This window comes from Vibrio sp. V01_P9A10T6, from assembly GCF_963877065.1.
Lineage (GTDB): Bacteria > Pseudomonadota > Gammaproteobacteria > Enterobacterales > Vibrionaceae > Vibrio > Vibrio anguillarum.
The window spans coordinates 1-17,034 of the sequence record NZ_CAWNTB010000195.1; the positions used below are offsets into that span (position 1 = coordinate 1).

The window sequence follows — 17,034 nt, forward strand, 5'->3', positions numbered from 1 at the left end:
TTTCATAATGATTCCTTAAAATTAAAAATATCTCTTGTGAAAGATACTTTCTTTAAAGTAATGGATATTTAACTTACGATCAAGTATCTTTTTAATAAGATATTTATAGGAGAGATAAAATGTCATTGGATAATGTCGATTCCATTTTGATTCAGTGGAAAAGTGTCAGACCCGATCTGGACTGTTCTTCTATGGGAGTCATTGGACGTTTACGTCGAACCAGTAATGCCTGGAAGAGTAAAATGGATAAGGTGTTTAAAGAACATGGGTTAAGCAGCATCGAGTTCGATATTTTAGCAACGATGCGTCGAAGCGATCCTTCCGGTATTACACCAACAGAGTTATATAAGACACTCATGCTTTCTTCAGGCGCTGTAAGTACGCGTTTAGATCAGTTAGTAAAAAAAGGATTGGTAGGGCGTATTTATAGCGAACACGACCGACGAAGCTGCAAAGTTACTTTGACCTCAAAAGGTGTTAAGTGTGTTGATACTGCGTTAAACGATCATGTTGAAAACATGGATAAAATGCTGAATGTATTGACTAAAAAAGAACAAGATCAACTTGCCGATTTACTACGCAAGGTATTGATTTATGAGGAAAACGAATAAAGAGAATTTTGGGGGTTGTAGTGGATATCACATGTTTCAGCAAACTATATCGCTCATCATAACTAGCATACTCTCAACGCTCACGAAACTAATCCCCTCCCCTTCAAGGGGAGGGGTGTTTCTTGGTTGGTTGCTAGCAGCACCCCCTCCTAACCTCCCCCTGAAAGGGGGAGGAACATAATGGGGCAAAAGTGTGTTGACGGCTCGCTAATCACTCTACTCTGAAACACACTCCAAATGGTAAACGTTAATGCATTCATTCAAAGTTATAACTTCACACCCTCACTGTAACCCTATGATTTTTATCAAACTATATACCGACTGATAAATTCTCCAACACCTTATCGATGTTTTCTGTACCGTTAGGCTTCAAACTCCTACAATGCAAGGCAGAGGGTCGGTGAAGGCTAAACTTTCACTTTTACATATTGAATACTCAACAATGCATTTGATTGCATTGGTACCGTCATCATTCAAAAGGAATAGTATGTTGAGCAAAGGATGGATATTGCTTGCCGCCGCAATCATCAGTCAGGGAGCATGGGCACTCGCTCCTTGCGGGCCAGACAGTAGCATCGGGGACTGGTGCAGCCTAGATATTAATCAGCTACACCCCACTCAGGCCGGGGTTGGTCAGCAACAAGTTGATAAAACACAAGCCAAACTGGCGACAAAAAGCCCAGCACAACTTAAGAAGTACATGAGAAAGAAAAAGATTCCGGTAATCGTAGATGCTGATGGCCAGTATTGGTTGGTTGACCGACATCATCTAACCAAGGCGCTTTGGCAGCAAGGTGTGAAAGAGGTGACCGTCCACATCCTTGCTCACCTCGACAACAAGGAGCGTTTTTGGCAAGACATGCAAGGCAACCACTGGACATGGCTGCGCGATGAAAAAGGAGCCCCGCTAACTCCCGATCAATTACCTGCACACATAAGTAAGCTACCCGACTACCCCTACCGCTCTTTGGCAGGTGAACTACAAGATGCCGGTTATTACAGCAAGCATGAACAGGTTTATTTTGTTGAGTTTGCTTGGGCTAGCTGGCTTGGAGAGCAAATGAATTGGGTGCCAGTCAATGCGAGTACGCTCCCAGAACGACTCGAACAAGCTGCACAACTGGCATGTAGCTCAGCAGCTAAGGCTCTGCCTGGTTACCCCGGAGAGCAGTGCTCAACTATGCGCCACCTCATCAACACGACAAACTAAGATTCTATCGCAAAGCGTGATTTAAATAAGACTCATCATTTTGAAAATAAAATTAGCTGCGAGCGAACAAATCACTCGCAGGGCGTTGTTCGATAAGATGAATATGTATTTTGTTACAAATCGCCCTCTTGTCTTGTGGTTCAGTCAATGATTTACTGTCGCTTCCTTAGCAACAGAGGCTTTTATTGACAATGGACGACCCCTTCAGGCGACCAATATTTACTGATCCCCCCCTTCACCGTGCCCCCTTATTTAAGGAGGCCACATGTTAGAACTCTTCCTACTACCCGAAACTTGGGCGATATTTGCCACACTGCTTGCTTTAGAAGTGGTTCTTGGCGTTGATAATGTAGTGTTCATTTCCGTCTTATGTGAACGGCTCCCCGTTCAGCAGCGGCCGCTTGCGCGTAACTTAGGCATTTTGTTAGCGGTTACCGCTCGGATTGGTTTGGTTTTTTCTATCAGTTGGCTGATGTCGTTAACTGCACCGATAGTCGTTTGGTTTAGCAACGAATTATCTGGACGAGATTTTATCCTCATCTTCGGCGGTGCTTTTCTGTTATTCAAAGCAGCAAAAGAGTTGTGGAACTGGCTGATGCCTGATGAGCATTCACATACGACGACAGTAAGTGCTGGCCTTGCGGTCGTATTACTGCAAATTGTCGCGGTTGACGCGGTATTTTCCATGGATTCGGTAATCACTGCGGTGGGTCTAACTAACGACATTCCTATCATGGTCGCGGCCATTTTAGCGTCTGCGGTGATCATGATATTAACCGCAGCGCGCATTAACGCCTTAGTCACCCGTTATCCGGGTTTTAAAACGCTGGCATTACTGTTTTTAATGATGCTGGGCGGTTTGTTAATCGCGGAAGGTGTTGAGCTGCACATCAATAAAGGCTACGTCTATTTTGCGATGGCGTTTGGTTTGGCAATGGAGATTTGTCATATTCAATGGGCGAAGAAACAAGCAATCCAGATTAAGCAGCTACGTCCTTTGAAGCTATATACGTCAAAGCTACATACATCAAAACCATATTCGTTAAAAAGACCCATGCCTTTACTAAGCTCAAAGTCCTCAGCACATTGAAGAGATAATTAATATCAGAAGGGCGAACAGCAACGTCGCCCTTTCTTCTATCCGAATACTATTGACGTTAAGCTAATTTACGCACACTAAATTGGCTCATTAACGCTTTTAAATCATTGGCTTGCTGTGATAAATCATTACTAGCGTTAGCTGTTTCTTCCGTGCTCACTAATACTTTGTCGCCTGAATCACGAATACCTAACAAATTTTGGCTGACTTCTTCAGCACTCACGGCTTGTTGCTCGCTGGCGGAGGCGACTTGCAAGTTCGATTGCATCAGTTCGTCTAACGCTCCCGCTATCGAATAGAGCTGAGCTTTTGCACTATCGACGAGTGTTGATGATTCGCTGATCTGCTGGTCATTATCTTCTATCGATTTTGCAGCAATTTGAGCTTTATTCACCAACACTTGGATCAAACTGCTGATTTCATGAGTCGCTTCTTGGCTGCGAGACGCCAAAGCGCGCACTTCATCAGCCACAACCGCAAATCCTCTTCCTTGTTCACCCGCCCTTGCCGCTTCAATTGCAGCGTTGAGTGCCAACAAATTGGTTTGCTCTGAAATCGAATCAACTACTGAAACGAAATTCTGAATTTTATGTGTGCTGTCTTGTAACTCTAAGATCATTTTCTGTGAGTTAGCCGCGTTAATCACCAATTGATGGGAGATTTTTTGTGTCACATCTGTCGTTTCACAAGCCGCTTTAACGCTGTTATCTGCACGAGTAGTCGACTCCGCTGCACCTTCAGCATTACTCGCCACTTCTGTAATCGTTGATGCCATTTGCTCCATTGCAGCCGCAACTTGCTGAGTGCTCTCTTGCTGTACAAGCATCGCTTTACGGTTATTCTCTGCCAACACATTTAATTCCGTCACCAGCCCTGCAATGCTGTTTGCTCTTTGAATCACCTCACCAACGGTTTTACTCAACGAGTCCGCCATGGTGTTCATGCTTTGCGTCAACTGGCCGATCTCATCTTTTGACTCTGGCACAATGTGCTGATCAAAATGACCATTTGCCATTTTAGCCGCTATATTTCTCACTTTTAGCACAGAGCGAACAATTTGACGGCTGAGTAACGTCCCCATAACAAGGCCAAGAATTATCGAAACGACAGCTAATGTTATTGTGCCCTGCAATGCTCTGTGTTCTTCATCCTCAGTAATGAGAATAGAGGTTGCTGTTTTTTGCTCTAAATCGCGTAGAAAATGTTCAATTTCGGTATTAAATGACTTTTGCATATTTTCTAGTGCGAGTGCTTGCGGCGCAAGTTGTTCTACTGGCTCATTACTATTTAAGCGCTTGAGTAATTGAAATAAAGCCACCTCATACTGGTGATAAGAACGTTCTAACGCTTCAAATGTTTGGTATCGGTTTTGGCTCTCTTGATCAACACCCTTCGCTTGACGATGCTTCTTTGCATCACTGAGTATTTGCTTCGCTTGTGTCAATTCAGACTCCAACACTTTTGCGATGTTTTCTGTCTTCTGAGTAAGGTCTTTCAGCGCTTGTGAGTTGCCTTCGACAGGGATTTTAGCCAGTCGAAAAGCCTTTTCTAACACGATCGAGCTTTCCAACTGTTTGATGGTGATATCCGACGTTAACCGGATTAAAGGAATACTTTCATCCGCGATTTCTTCAATTTCGAGCGCAATACGATTCATTTTTACAGCGCTAAAGCTTGCAACACCAACAATTAGGCACAGCATTAGCGTAATTAGCGAAATCATTTTTTGGGTAATCGATAAGTCTTTAATCCACTGCATAAATGCACTCTCCAAACACAATCATTAAAGCCATTCGTTTATATGAATATTGTTATGCTGTTAAAGATAGTTTAGTAAAACCTAAAACACACTATTTCTAATACTAAGTAACTAGAGGTCATATCTGTTCAAGCGAGTAGAAAACTCTGCTTTTACTTATCAGTCAGTGTTTTAAAGACAAAAGCCCGAACGCTTGGGTTCGGGCTTTAAGATAGGGAACAAGGCTTACTGCGTTAGATGCGCTCTACACATTCACGAGCAATTACCAGCTCTCAATAAATTAGTAGATGTATGGCAAACAACCTCTATTTGAGATAGCCAACTATTCTCATTCACTAAAGTCAAGCAGTTTGGTCTGGGGAGTTACGAACATGGAGGCAAGTGCATTAGCTTTAAGCACTGTAATCCATGCGGTTGCGTCACGCGCTATACCACAACTGAAGCGTGGGATAGTGATCTTCGGGCAGTGAACTCTCGGATGTTTGATCCCATAGGTGGCGAACATCGATGTCCACTATTTTGATGGCCTGACAGCTGGACGTTTCAGAATTAATACCCGTTCACTATCAGCAATACTCCAGGATCCACTGCTTGAATAGAGTCTGCGCTTTGGTCTCAGTTTGACTTTGGAGTTTTGTTAGCCAGTAGGATCCGCTGTCGAGAAAGATATCGAAGGGTTGAATGAGCTTCTCTTCAATGAGTGCCTTTTCAAACATAACGGGAGGCGCTAATGCAATCCCTAGTCCCTGAATTGCTGCTTCAATCATCGAAATGGATGAGTCAAAGGTAATGCTATTGAGCCTGGACTTAGGTAGCGATATACGGGCTTGTTGAAACCACAACGACCACTCCTCAGGATTATATGAACGGAGCAAAGTGTAGCCCAGAATGTCCTGCGGTTTCTCTAAGTGATGGCCGATCGTTTTGTTGCAAAGCACGGTTAAAGGGGCAGGAAACAAATGCTCTGCTTCGGTCGCATGCCATCTGCCTTTGCCATAACGAATAAAGAAGTCCAGCCCTTCGGACACGGGATCAGCCACGTTGTTGTTGGTCGAGATTCTGACATCGATATAAGGAAAACGTTCATTAAAGTCTTTAATTCTTGGGAGCAACCAGTTCAGAGCGAAGGTGCCCACAACACCAACACTGACCACTTCTCGGTGAATTCCTTGTTCAAGCATCTCTAGCGTATCGGTCATACTGTCAAACGCATTTTTAACCACCGGCAATAACATCATTCCTTCATCGGTCAGCGCTAATCCCCGCGGAAGACGGTAAAACAGCGCTCCCCCCAGTTGCTGCTCCAACATCTTAACCTGCTGACTGATCGCCGCCTGCGTGACACAGAGCTCGATAGCTGCTTTTGTGAAGTTTAAATGCTTAGCAGAGATAAGAAATGCCCTCAGTGCATTCAGCGGTAAATGTGTAATGTTCATGATTAGATCTTAGTTAAACTTATGGCTGGATTTAGTTTTAACACATTGTTCTCTTATAAATCTATTTTTATGATTAGCGTGTCCTATGGTGATATATATTAAAAACAATAAGTAAAACTTATAAATGGAGAGATTAACTTCAATGTGTGTAAGAAGACTAACCATCAATGCAATAGCTCTGGCTATGTTGTTTGCGCCTACCGTTCGCGCGACTGGTGTGGGAGAAAAATTAAAAAACGAGGTCGATAAACAGGCTCAAGCATTGATGCAGAACTATCATATTCCGGGTATGGCGTTTGGTGTTGTCGTTGAGGGGAAGGCGTATTTTTACAATTACGGTGTGGCTGATACAGCGCAAAACCAGCCTGTGTCTGAAGCGACGATTTTTGAGTTGGGTTCTGTCAGTAAAACATTCGCAGCCACATTGGCGAGCTACGCGCAGGTGAAGGGGCAACTGTCGTTAACGGATACTGCGGAGCAACACATGCCAGAACTAAAAGGCAGCACCATCGGTGCGCGAACCTTGCAGGAGTTAGGAACGTACATCGCAGGCGGGTTGCCGTTGCAGTTTCCAGATACGGTGAAAAACAATCAGGATATGGTTCAGTACTATCGAAATTGGGACGAAGTGTACCCAAGCAACACTAAAAGAGTCTATTCGAACCCCAGTATCGGTTTGTTTGGCTATATAGCCGCATTAAGCCTGAAAGAGGGCTACGTGTCCGCTATGGAAAAAAATGTGTTCCCAGCACTGAGTATGTCCAATACCTACATCCATGTGCCGGATAACAAAATGAAAGAGTATGCGTTTGGCTATAACGCGAACGGCGAAGCCGTGAGAGTGAATCCGGGCGTACTGGATGCAGAGGCGTATGGAGTCAAGTCCACCAGTTCGGACATGGTACAGTACATCAAAGCTAATCTGGGGTTGGCCGTAGTCGCAACCGATATGCAACAAGCACTGGTCAATAACAGGACTGGCTTCTATCAGTCCAGTACTTTTATGCAAGGTTTGGCGTGGGAGATGTACCCGTATCCCAGTCAGCTCAGTGCCCTTTTAGAAGGCAATTCGACGGACGTAATCATTAAGCCTCAAACAATCCAGATAAACACGCCGCCGACACCACCAACGAACGGAGTATGGGTCAACAAAACAGGCTCGACCGGTGGGTTTGGTGCTTACGTGGTCTACATTCCAAGCAAAGAATCGGGTATCGTGATTCTTGCCAATAAAAACTACCCAAATCAGGAACGAGTGAAAGCGGCATTCCGTATTCTGCAGGCAGGACTAGAACAGTAAGCGCAACTAGGTTAGATAAAGTCTGAACATTCATGTTCGCGGTTGGTGAGCATGAATGTTTGTTTATTGAACCAATAAACAGAAAAGGCGTAGTAGCTCAAGGAAAAATCAAGCATGTATGAAAAACAGGGGGCCTTACTAACGTAAATCCCTGACATACCCACACATTTCATTTACTAATGTAGTAAATGGAAATACCTGTTGTCATAAAGGTAACGCGCCAAGTTCAGAGATGTCTCATATTATCCTCGTAAACCCAACCACTTACGAGACCACCATGAAACCAGCGGCTAATGTATCCCGATATCTGCTATGCAGCTTTGCCTTTGTGCTGCTCTATCCCACTGCCATCGATCTCTATTTGGTTGCCTTGCCACAAATTGCCAACGATCTTTCTGCAAGTGAATCCCAACTTCATATCGCCTTCTCTGTTTATCTTGCGGGTATGGCTTCTACTATGGTGTTTGTAGGACGAGCTGCTGACCGTTTTGGCCGTAAACCTGTCGCCATGTGTGGGGCAGTGATCTTCTCGCTTGCTTCGACGTTGGCAGGTTCAGCGGAAACCAGTGATAGCTTCCTAGTTATGCGTTTCTTCCAAGGCGTTGGAGCGGCATGTTGCTACGTTGTAGCCTTCGCTATTTTGCGTGATACCTTAGATGACCAAATACGGGCTAAAGTGCTTTCAATGATTAATGGCATCACTTGTTCTATTCCCGTGCTAGCACCTGTTATCGGTAATCTGATCATGATTAAGTTTCCATGGCCTGTGCTGTTCACTGCCATGGCACTGATGGGGGTAGCAATAGGTTTGATAGCTTGCTTTGTATTGAAGGAAACCTTACCTAAAAATGAGCGTCACTGTATCACTGCGAATGACGGTTCAAATGATTCACTGTTTAATCGTTTCTTTATCTCGCGCGTTGTTTACACATCCTTGGGTGTGACTGCGATTCTTTCTTATGTGAATACCTCACCGATGATTGTTATGGATATTCTTGGCCTTACAAGAGTTGAGTATTCTGCTGCGATGGCACTGCTTGCCATGGTGGGTATGGTAACGTCATTTTCAGCGCCTGTGGCCCTCTCTTACTTCAAACAAACGACATTAATGTTTTCAGCTCAGGTAACCATTTTGCTGTCGGTTATCGTCATTCTTGCGGCTCACTTGAATGGTGATAACTCGACACTCTATATGGCTGGGTTCGCCTTAATCAGCATGGGCTTTTCTATGGGATTTGGCGTGGCAATGAGTCAAGCACTCAGTTTGTTCTCTCGCAAAGCTGGGTTAGCAAGCTCCATGCTTGGTATTGCTCAGGTATCGTGTTCGGCAATATTTATCTGGTTGATGGCGCTTTTAGGACTCTCGGCAGTGATGATATTAATCATTGCCTTGGTCGCGAGTGGCGTAATTGGCCTCTCTCTAATAGTATTGTTTCCATATCATAATGTTAGTGAAAGCCATGAAGAAATCTCTTGCCCGACTTGATCTCAATTTATTGCTCACTCTGCAGTTGCTCTTGCAAGAGCAGAGTGTCACGAAAACGGCGAAAAAGCTGAATGTAACACCCTCATCGGTGAGTAAGTCACTGGCTAAATTACGTGATTGGTTTGACGACCCTTTATTTGTGAACACGCCGCTGGGACTTAAACCAACAACACTTGCGACGAGCATGCAAGAAAGCTTGTCAGACTGGATGCAAATCGGTAATCAGATTGCATCACGACGAGGTGATGATGCGCCGAGTGGTGTGAAGTTTCACCTTGGCGTCGAGTCTCCATTGTCACTCATTATGGTGGATGAGCTGACTAAACGAATTCATGACACGTATCCCGATTCTAAAGTGAAGTACCACAATTGGGATTACGATTCATTAGACGCGATTACGCGCGGTGAAGTGGATATCGGTTTTACGGGGCGAGAGAGCCACCCTCGCTCTAAGGAGTCGCTAGAACTGCTGCCATATTTCATCAATTTTGAAGTTCTATTTTCCGACCTGCCTATGGTGTATATCCGAAAAGACCACCCAGCGATTGAGCAGGAATGGAACTTGGAGACCTTCTTAAGCTACGCCCATATCAATGTTACATGGGAGAAGAACGACAGCTGGGCGTTGGATGAGATTTTGGCTGAGCAGGGACATACGCGCAATGTTAGCCTAACGATGGCAAGCTTCGAACAGGCGCTGTTTGTAGCAGAGAAGCCCAGCCATCTAATGTTAACCACGGCACCCAAGTATTGTCAGCGATATTGTGAACAACTGCACCCTAACTTGGTATCGCTACCCATTCCAATTTCGCAAGAATATCAGCATAAGCTACTGATTCCATTTACGATGATCTGGCATAAGCGCAATAATCAGAATCCTAAAATCGTATGGTTAAGGGAGACAATAAAAAGCTTGTATAGCGTAAATTGAATGTTCAGGTAACATATGAACAGCTCTCGCTAAATCATTGAGGTTAGGTAGGGACTCCCATTAGTTTTGGTACCACCAATTTAGAACGCTTCCCTCTACTCTGATAGCGCATGGGGCATCAACAACCCTGTACTAACCTCGCTAACTTAGATGCACAAAAATGAATTGTAGAAGGCAATTTAGTAAGCCATGGGTGTGTCGCCATGCACATCCTTAGTGATGGTCTATCTAACATATGAGTACAAAAAAGCGAGCACTAAGCTCGCTTTTTTCTATTTGATTTTAAATGTAATTATAGCAACTCAACCGACTGTTGAGCGATCACGAATTCTTCGTTAGTTGGTACCACAAGCACTACTGCATTTAGCATGTCTGATTTTGCGATAATGCCAGCATTACCGAATCGAGCTTGCTCGTTGCCTTGCTCATTTTCCACAAAACCAAGAATTTTCAGGTTGCGTAGAATTTCACGACGAATAGGCAATGCATTTTCGCCAATGCCACCGGTGAAAATAATACCGTCGAGCGAATCAAGCGCTGCAAGGTATGACGCGATGTATTTCGCCACACGGTAGGTGAAGACTTGGAAGGCCAATGTAGCGCCTTCATGACCTTGCTCCATGGCTTCTAGAATGCCACGTGCATCGCTGGTTAAACCAGAAACACCCAAGAAACCAGAGGCTTTGTTCAATGAATTAAACACTTGTTCTTGCGTCCAACCCTTCTTCAATAGAAATTCAATGATACCGGGGTCAAGGTCACCACAGCGAGTGCCCATCATCAAACCGGAAAGCGGTGTAAAACCCATACTGGTATCGACACTCTGACCATCTTTAATTGCGCACACTGACGCACCATTACCAAGGTGAACAGAAATAAAGCTGCTTTCTTCAACTGGCTTGTTGATCATTTTTGCCGCTTCACGGCTCACAAAATAATGGCTGGTTCCGTGGAAACCATAGCGGCGAATACCAAACTCAGTGTATAGCTCTTTTGCAATCGCACCTGTGTAGGCTTTTGCTGGCATGGTTTGGTGGAAAGCGGTATCAAAAACAGCAAACTGCGGTAACTCAGGAAACGCTAGCATTGCCGCGCGCATACCAATCGCGTGTGCTTTATTATGTAACGGTGCTAAATCACTAAGCGCTTCAACTTCGTTGACGATTTTTTCGTCTAACTTAACGGTCTTAGTAAACTTCTCGCCACCATGTACTACGCGGTGCCCAATCGCAACGACGTCATCAATCAAGCCGTAGCTTTTCACGAGCTCAACCAGTTTTGCAACCGCCAACAGGTGGTGATTCGCTTCACCTTGAATCGCACAATTGGCTTTTTCTCCGTTAAACTTCCAGCTCATACGGGCATCATCAAGCCCAAAGCATTCACCTAGACCACTCAGTACGGCATCCCCCGTATTTGAATCAATCACCGCAAACTTCAGTGATGAGCTGCCAGAGTTAATAACCAAAACAAACGAGTTCGACATGGGGTAAGTTTCCTGTTTTAGACTAAGTGTTGAAGTATACAACTTCTTGGTTTACGTGACCCTCATTATTCAATAATTTTTTAATCTTTCAACTTTGTTTTAGTTTTAGCATCATGCCAAACGATTTTTTCTTGATCTGAGGCAAGTTATTATTTCTTTTGAAGTGAGAAATATATCAATATTTAAGTCAATCCTGTAGCGCGCAGTAAACGTCTGCGCTTCCACCATTTTGCGTTGACAACATTAGGCAGTAAAAAGGGGGCTTACGGTGAATCGAAAGCGTTCTGTTCAGTACTCGTAACGTTACGCACACCGGCAGTAGTTAAACCGCATCAATGGGTGTAATACATACAAATACGCTTGCTTTCTATTTCTAATACGTTGAACGGCGTTTCATAGATATCGCTCAAAACCGACGATTGAATCACCTCTTGTACTGTGCCAGTTGCTACTACTTGGCCTCGTTTCAGCGCAATGATGGAATCAGAGTAGCAGGATGCAAAATTGATGTCGTGAATCACCACGACCACCGCTTTATTCAACTCATGTGCTAAACGCTGAATAGTGGCCATGATCTGCAATGAGTGTTTGATATCGAGGTTGTTCAATGGCTCATCGAGAAAGATGTAATCGGTATCTTGGGCGATCACCATGGCAATAAAGGCCAGCTGGCGTTGGCCGCCACTCAGTTCGTCTAGGTATTTATCTTCTATCGCTTTAAGATCAAGATATTCGATCGATTGCTCAATCATCGCATGATCGTTGGCCGTTAATTTACCTTGCGAATAAGGAAAACGGCCAAAAGCCACCAGCTCTTTCACGGTAAAACGCATGGTCAGAGTATTGGCTTGACGCAGAACCGACAGCTTTTTAGCCAACGCTTTAGTATCCCACTCAACCAGCTCTTTGCTTTCAATCCAAACTTTACCGCTATCACGGCTAACCAAACGGCTAGCCATCGACAATAAGGTACTTTTTCCTGCACCATTAGGGCCAATAATTGAAGTGACCTTGCCTTTTTCAAACTGCGCACAGGCCTTATCCACAACGGCTTGTTGGCCAAACACTTTAGTCAGTTTATCTAGCTGAATCATATGAAATTAAACCATTTTATTACGTAAAAGGAGGGAGAGAAAATAGAGACCTCCGATGAAATTGATCACCACACTCAGCGTTGTTTCAAACTGGAATACTTTTTCAACCACCCATTGACCTGAAAGCAATGCACACACCGCCATCGCGGAACAACCAATCAATAAGGTTCGGTGTTGGTATGAACGAAACCACTCGCGCGTTAAGTTGGTGACCAATAAGCCAAAGAACATCACGGGCCCAACTAAAGCGGTAGAAATAGCAATTAATACCGCACTAAGCATCAATACATGGTGCGTCACTCGGCGTACATCCACCCCTAAACTGACCGCGTTATCGTTATCCAACCATAAAACATCCAACACGCGATGCAGGCGAAACAGGCCAAAGCAAACCAGCAGTAGTAATGGTGTTACCCAATACACAAGTTCCACTTTCACGTTGTTGAAGCTCGCAAACATATTGGACTGTACCGATGAAAAATCATTCGGATCCATCAGCATGATCAAAAAAGAGGAAATGCTGGAAAACAGTTGCCCCAGAATGACTCCTAATAACAACAACACCATTAAGTTACTCTGCTGCTTACGAAAATAAAAAGCGAATAACAAACTAGAAAACAGCAACATGGCAGCAACGGACAACGAAAAATTGAGATAAGCATTAAGCGCGTAGCTACTTAGGCCACCAAAAAGAGTCACCACTAACACCTGCACAAACAGGTAGAGTGAATCAAACCCCATGATGCTGGGCGTTAAAATTCGGTTGTGGGTAATGGTTTGAAATGCTAGAGAGGACTGCGCAATGGCAATACCCGCTAACACCATCGCCAATACTTTGGGTACACGACGAGAAAGAAAATAGTGATAGTTGTCGGCGTTCAATCCAACACCAATAAATAACCCAGCAAAAAGCAGAGAAGCCAAAACCAGTAACCACAGTTTGCTATGATCACGCAAAGTGATGCTCGCACATACAGACTTACCCATGGCGTTGGCCTCGCAACAGCAACACAATAAATACACTGCCACCGAGAATACTGATGATCATCGAAATCGGCACTTCATAGGGGAAAATAACCAAACGGCCGCCCAAATCGCATAGCAGTACCAATAACGCACCGAAAATGGCCGTACGAGGGATATTTTTGCGTAAGTTGTCGCCGTAATAGTGGCTGACTAAATTAGGCACAATCAACCCTAAAAAAGGCAGTTGACCGACAATCATCACAACCGTCGCAGACATCACCGACACCAAACAAACGCCAATCACCAGCACTTGTTGATAGTTAAGCCCTAAGTTCACAGCAAAATCTTTACCCATGCCGACCGCCGAAATTCGCGCCGCATACAAATAGCTAAAGAGGGCAACCGGAATCGCAATATAGAGCAGTTCGAAATCCCCTTTCAGCAAATTGGCAAAATTGGCTACCGTCCAGCTAGAAAGGTTTTGTATCGCATCGTATTTGTAAGCGATGAAGGAGGCGGCGGATTCCACCACATTGCCAAAAATAATGCCGATCAAAGGGACAAAAATGGCATTTTTAAACTGCACGCGCTGAATCAGTTGCACAAACAGCAAAGTGCCCGCAATCGAAACCGAGAAAATAAGCCACAAGCTTTCACCGTGGCCAAAAAAGACTAAGCTCAACACGTAGCCCAGCATGGCGCATTCAATAGTACCGGAGGTAGAAGGCGCGGCAAATCGGTTTTGGCTGATTTGCTGCATAATAAGACCCGCGATACTGAGCCCTGCCCCGGCTAAAACAATCGCCAACAAACGTGGCAAACGACTGGTAAAGAGCAGTTGCCAAGCATGGGCATCCCCTTGCAGTAATGCCATTAGTGATAGATTGCCTACCCCCACAAACAGTGAAGATAGGCTGACTACCAACAAAGCAAGCAATAACTTTTTCAAAGCTAACCTCAGCTTGTTTGTGGCAAATTAGTGAATGTGTACAGCATTTCTAACGTCGCTGATCATCTGCTCTGTAGCAGTCACACCAGAAATGGATAGGTACCAAGCATTAAGGTCTAAAAACGCCATGCTTTTATTTTTGTAGGCCGCAGTCGCTTTGATCAGGTCATTTTCAAACTCTTGGCGAGTGTGACTCTGCCCTTTGTTGACCAACGTATCACGATCAATGATCAATAAGGTTTTAGGATCATGTTCACGAATAAATTCATAGGAGATTAGATCGCCATGGCGTATCGCTTTGATGCTATCGACGGTCGTTTTGAATCCAAAATCTTTATACACCGCCGAGAAACGTGATTCAGGCCCAAAAGCGGTAATGTTACCGCCAGAGCTCATCACTGTGAGCGCATCGATTTGATTGTTCTGATTAAAGCTACGAAGTGCTTGAAACTGCTTATCTAAATCTTCAATTTTGGCTTCCACTTGATCTTCAATAGCAAAGACTTTACCTAGATTACGCCACTGCTGTTGTGTACTCTGCCAGTAGCCTTGGCTTGCATCGGCTGCAAAAACGATAGTTGGTGCAATTTTAGATAGCTCGTCATAACTGGTTGCGGCGCGCGGCCCAATCACAATCACATCCGGTTTTTGCATATAAATGGTTTCGAAATCAGGCTCAAATAAAGAACCGGCAGGTGCGTATGTATCGCTGTTGTACTTCGCTAAATAATTCGGCAGTTCAGTCACTTTCGATACCGCAACAGGTTCAATACCAAAGCGATCTAACGTATCTAACGCACCCAAACCAATGACAACCACACGTTGCGGATTTTGCTCGATCGTCGTGGTACCGAGTTGATGATCCACAGAAACGGTTTTAGCACTGAGAGTAAAAGAGGTAAGCAAGCCAAGTGCTGCCAAACTAAACAACGATTTCATATAGGTTCCCATTTAAAATAACTGCGACAGATTTTGATAAGCATTCGCATTAAGTTCGGGTAATATAATCGTTGACCGTCGTTCAAGCAACCCTATTCACATCAAAATCGGCCATGATGATCAGAAGCAGCAAGAATGATGAAAAAGCGAGCGCTAATAAGAGATTCGCGCTCGCTTTCTAGGGGGAGAGAAATGTTATGGACGTGTCGGGTTAATCGTCAAAGGCTCAAAAGTGGCCACTGCGTTACCACTCGCTCCAGGATGATCAACATAGCTGGTGTCTTGCATCAAGGTGTAAAAGACATCGACATAATCGTCGTCGTTGACCAGTAAACCATCGGGAATCGCATCAATGATCTTGCCCGTGATTTGCGGAATAATCGCATACGCCTGCACTTCTGGATCAGGGATAAGCTTCAGCACTTCTTCCGCTACTTTGACGAGTAATTTAGCCAGCTCTTTATAATCGGTACCATCATCTTGCTCCATCAAGATAAGATCGGCTGCGCCCCAACGGTAACGAGACCATTGGATCATCACTTGATTTGGGAAGTAATCTTGCTTGTCGTAATCCAAATAAGGCATTTCAACTAAGTCAATGGTCGGCTCATCTCGGCTTGGATTGATGCCTGTAACAATCGCATAAATTTCAGCCGCTCCAGAGATCCACGGTTCTTTGTCATCCGCTAAACGAATTTTTTTCAGCACTGTGGTGGAAATAGGCTCAGCGCTATTATCGCTGCTGCGGGCCATCGCTTGCGCGGCGACGCTACCACTTTCTACTGTGGTCAATGTGGTCGATTGACCCAATGCGTTCATCTGTGCACGCATTGCTTGTAAGCCTGCGCGCAATTCCACTTCGCTATTACTATCAACCACGAAAACGGGTACATCTGGCATTTGATATACATCCAGTTGATGAACCTGTCCGTACACATCAAACGCTTCAATATATTGCCAAGACGCATCATTACCTTTGGGCTCAAAAGCAAACAACGGGCTTTGCCCTTCTTGCCACTCTTTAATCATCGACGCATCGGCAATACGCAGTTGCAGCAATTGCTCAGTAAAATCCTCAATGCCTTTCATTGAACGAATTTGCGCGTCCGCTACAACCATCTGTTGACTAAAATCGGAATCAGGCTGCTCTTCAAACAAAGTGGAAACAGAAATGGATAGGTTTTGCGCGCTGATTTCAGTTTTAAGTGTAGTTTCAAGCTCGGCGTAACTTTCACTCAGTTGCAGTGCTAACGCTCTTTTTTGCTGTGCAATCGCATCAGCATTGGATTGGCTGGTGCTACTGGTTGTCGCTTCTTCTGAGTTGCACCCCATAATAGTGGCCACAAGCAGTAATGAAACGGGTGTTATATATCTCATAATGAACCCTTAATATTTTTAATTACAACATAGAGTAATAACTCTACATAAAAACACAATATCACCGAATACTATTCTTTCAAGAAATAAATAGAGTGTTAATTTATATTCTTCCCACAAGATCAAATTATTATTAAGTAAAGATTAAATTACATAATGTTAATATAGTTATTACTTTTATGGCTAATTATATGATTTTAATAAAAAGAAGTGCTTTTACACTTCTTTTTATTCATTAATTATTCATAAGTTGCATAGAGCTCAACTTGGCTATTGGCTTGCTGTGCATTAAGCATGAAATGGACATAGCCCGCTTGCGTTACTGACAGTTCAATATACTCATAGCTATCAGCACGTTTAGACGCTTGGTCAAAATGAGTCAATGTAGGCC

At 44.1% G+C, this 17,034-nt stretch carries 14 protein-coding genes; 6 read left to right on the forward strand and 8 right to left on the reverse strand.

Going from position 1 to position 17,034, the window contains the following annotated elements; genetic code table 11:
- Window positions 1-119: 119 nt before the first annotated feature.
- From AACQ21_RS15045 to AACQ21_RS15055, 3 genes are all read left to right on the forward strand, one after another.
- The gene (locus AACQ21_RS15045) at window positions 120-611 is read left to right on the forward strand and encodes a MarR family winged helix-turn-helix transcriptional regulator (protein WP_105976753.1); all 492 of its coding nucleotides are present in this window, start codon (window positions 120-122) and stop codon (window positions 609-611) included.
- A gap of 487 nt (window positions 612-1,098) precedes the next feature.
- Entirely contained in the window at window positions 1,099-1,821 is a 723-nt protein-coding gene (locus tag AACQ21_RS15050; RefSeq protein WP_105976754.1) for a ParB-like protein, read from the forward strand.
- Between the two features lie 265 nt (window positions 1,822-2,086).
- Entirely contained in the window at window positions 2,087-2,911 is an 825-nt protein-coding gene (locus AACQ21_RS15055) for a TerC family protein (RefSeq protein ID WP_105976755.1), read from the forward strand.
- 67 nt (window positions 2,912-2,978) lie between these two features.
- On the opposite strand, the gene AACQ21_RS15060 is transcribed toward AACQ21_RS15055, so the two are convergent.
- On the reverse strand, window positions 2,979-4,679 hold the full coding sequence (locus tag AACQ21_RS15060; protein WP_094147351.1) for a methyl-accepting chemotaxis protein: 1,701 nt from the start codon (window positions 4,677-4,679) through the stop codon (window positions 2,979-2,981).
- 566 nt (window positions 4,680-5,245) lie between these two features.
- Window positions 5,246-6,115 carry a LysR family transcriptional regulator gene (locus tag AACQ21_RS15065; RefSeq protein WP_105976756.1) on the reverse strand — a complete coding sequence of 290 codons (870 nt, stop codon included), beginning with the start codon at window positions 6,113-6,115 and terminating at the stop codon, window positions 5,246-5,248.
- A 142-nt stretch (window positions 6,116-6,257) separates the two neighbouring features.
- Here AACQ21_RS15065 and ampC point away from each other — a divergent pair, with 142 nt between their 5' ends.
- The 3 genes from ampC to yidZ all read left to right on the forward strand — a co-directional run bounded on the left by ampC (window position 6,258) and on the right by yidZ (window position 9,832).
- Window positions 6,258-7,415 carry a class C beta-lactamase gene (gene ampC / locus AACQ21_RS15070; RefSeq protein ID WP_105976757.1) on the forward strand — a complete coding sequence of 386 codons (1,158 nt, stop codon included), beginning with the start codon at window positions 6,258-6,260 and terminating at the stop codon, window positions 7,413-7,415.
- A 277-nt stretch (window positions 7,416-7,692) separates the two neighbouring features.
- Window positions 7,693-8,901 carry an MFS transporter gene (locus AACQ21_RS15075; RefSeq protein WP_105976758.1) on the forward strand — a complete coding sequence of 403 codons (1,209 nt, stop codon included), beginning with the start codon at window positions 7,693-7,695 and terminating at the stop codon, window positions 8,899-8,901.
- Window positions 8,876-9,832, forward strand: coding sequence for an HTH-type transcriptional regulator YidZ (yidZ, locus tag AACQ21_RS15080; RefSeq protein WP_105976759.1), 957 nt, complete (start codon window positions 8,876-8,878; stop codon window positions 9,830-9,832). The genes AACQ21_RS15075 and yidZ overlap by 26 nt, the downstream gene beginning before the upstream one ends.
- Before the next feature lie 292 nt (window positions 9,833-10,124).
- Here yidZ and AACQ21_RS15085 read toward each other — a convergent pair whose 3' ends face one another.
- From AACQ21_RS15085 to AACQ21_RS15110, 6 genes are all read right to left on the reverse strand, one after another.
- The gene (locus AACQ21_RS15085; protein ID WP_088733182.1) at window positions 10,125-11,318 is read right to left on the reverse strand and encodes an acetate/propionate family kinase; all 1,194 of its coding nucleotides are present in this window, start codon (window positions 11,316-11,318) and stop codon (window positions 10,125-10,127) included.
- A 332-nt stretch (window positions 11,319-11,650) separates the two neighbouring features.
- A complete protein-coding gene (gene vctC / locus AACQ21_RS15090; RefSeq protein ID WP_013868453.1) occupies window positions 11,651-12,412 on the reverse strand; it encodes an iron chelate ABC transporter ATP-binding protein VctC in 762 nt (253 codons plus the stop codon).
- A 6-nt stretch (window positions 12,413-12,418) separates the two neighbouring features.
- Window positions 12,419-13,369, reverse strand: a complete 951-nt coding sequence (vctG, locus tag AACQ21_RS15095) for an iron chelate uptake ABC transporter permease subunit VctG (protein ID WP_088729810.1) — start codon at window positions 13,367-13,369, stop codon at window positions 12,419-12,421.
- A gap of 22 nt (window positions 13,370-13,391) precedes the next feature.
- Window positions 13,392-14,327: an iron chelate uptake ABC transporter permease subunit VctD gene (vctD, locus tag AACQ21_RS15100; protein WP_088729412.1), complete on the reverse strand. Its 936-nt coding sequence runs from the start codon at window positions 14,325-14,327 to the stop codon at window positions 13,392-13,394.
- Between the two features lie 27 nt (window positions 14,328-14,354).
- Window positions 14,355-15,266, reverse strand: coding sequence for a siderophore ABC transporter substrate-binding protein (locus tag AACQ21_RS15105; RefSeq protein WP_219884453.1), 912 nt, complete (start codon window positions 15,264-15,266; stop codon window positions 14,355-14,357).
- Between the two features lie 195 nt (window positions 15,267-15,461).
- On the reverse strand, window positions 15,462-16,643 hold the full coding sequence (locus tag AACQ21_RS15110; protein WP_017045107.1) for a DUF3103 domain-containing protein: 1,182 nt from the start codon (window positions 16,641-16,643) through the stop codon (window positions 15,462-15,464).
- Window positions 16,644-17,034 lie beyond the last annotated feature (391 nt).

Coding starts and splice junctions, on each gene's coding strand:
- AACQ21_RS15105 (WP_219884453.1), bottom strand. CDS start 15,266: ATGAAATCGTTGTTTAGTTTGGCAGCACTTGGCTTGCTTACCTCTTTT.
- AACQ21_RS15085 (WP_088733182.1), bottom strand. CDS start 11,318: ATGTCGAACTCGTTTGTTTTGGTTATTAACTCTGGCAGCTCATCACTG.
- AACQ21_RS15110 (WP_017045107.1), bottom strand. CDS start 16,643: ATGAGATATATAACACCCGTTTCATTACTGCTTGTGGCCACTATTATG.
- vctC (WP_013868453.1), bottom strand. CDS start 12,412: ATGATTCAGCTAGATAAACTGACTAAAGTGTTTGGCCAACAAGCCGTT.
- AACQ21_RS15065 (WP_105976756.1), bottom strand. CDS start 6,115: ATGAACATTACACATTTACCGCTGAATGCACTGAGGGCATTTCTTATC.
- AACQ21_RS15060 (WP_094147351.1), bottom strand. CDS start 4,679: ATGCAGTGGATTAAAGACTTATCGATTACCCAAAAAATGATTTCGCTA.
- AACQ21_RS15050 (WP_105976754.1), top strand. CDS start 1,099: ATGTTGAGCAAAGGATGGATATTGCTTGCCGCCGCAATCATCAGTCAG.
- AACQ21_RS15075 (WP_105976758.1), top strand. CDS start 7,693: ATGAAACCAGCGGCTAATGTATCCCGATATCTGCTATGCAGCTTTGCC.
- AACQ21_RS15055 (WP_105976755.1), top strand. CDS start 2,087: ATGTTAGAACTCTTCCTACTACCCGAAACTTGGGCGATATTTGCCACA.
- yidZ (WP_105976759.1), top strand. CDS start 8,876: ATGAAGAAATCTCTTGCCCGACTTGATCTCAATTTATTGCTCACTCTG.
- AACQ21_RS15045 (WP_105976753.1), top strand. CDS start 120: ATGTCATTGGATAATGTCGATTCCATTTTGATTCAGTGGAAAAGTGTC.
- ampC (WP_105976757.1), top strand. CDS start 6,258: ATGTGTGTAAGAAGACTAACCATCAATGCAATAGCTCTGGCTATGTTG.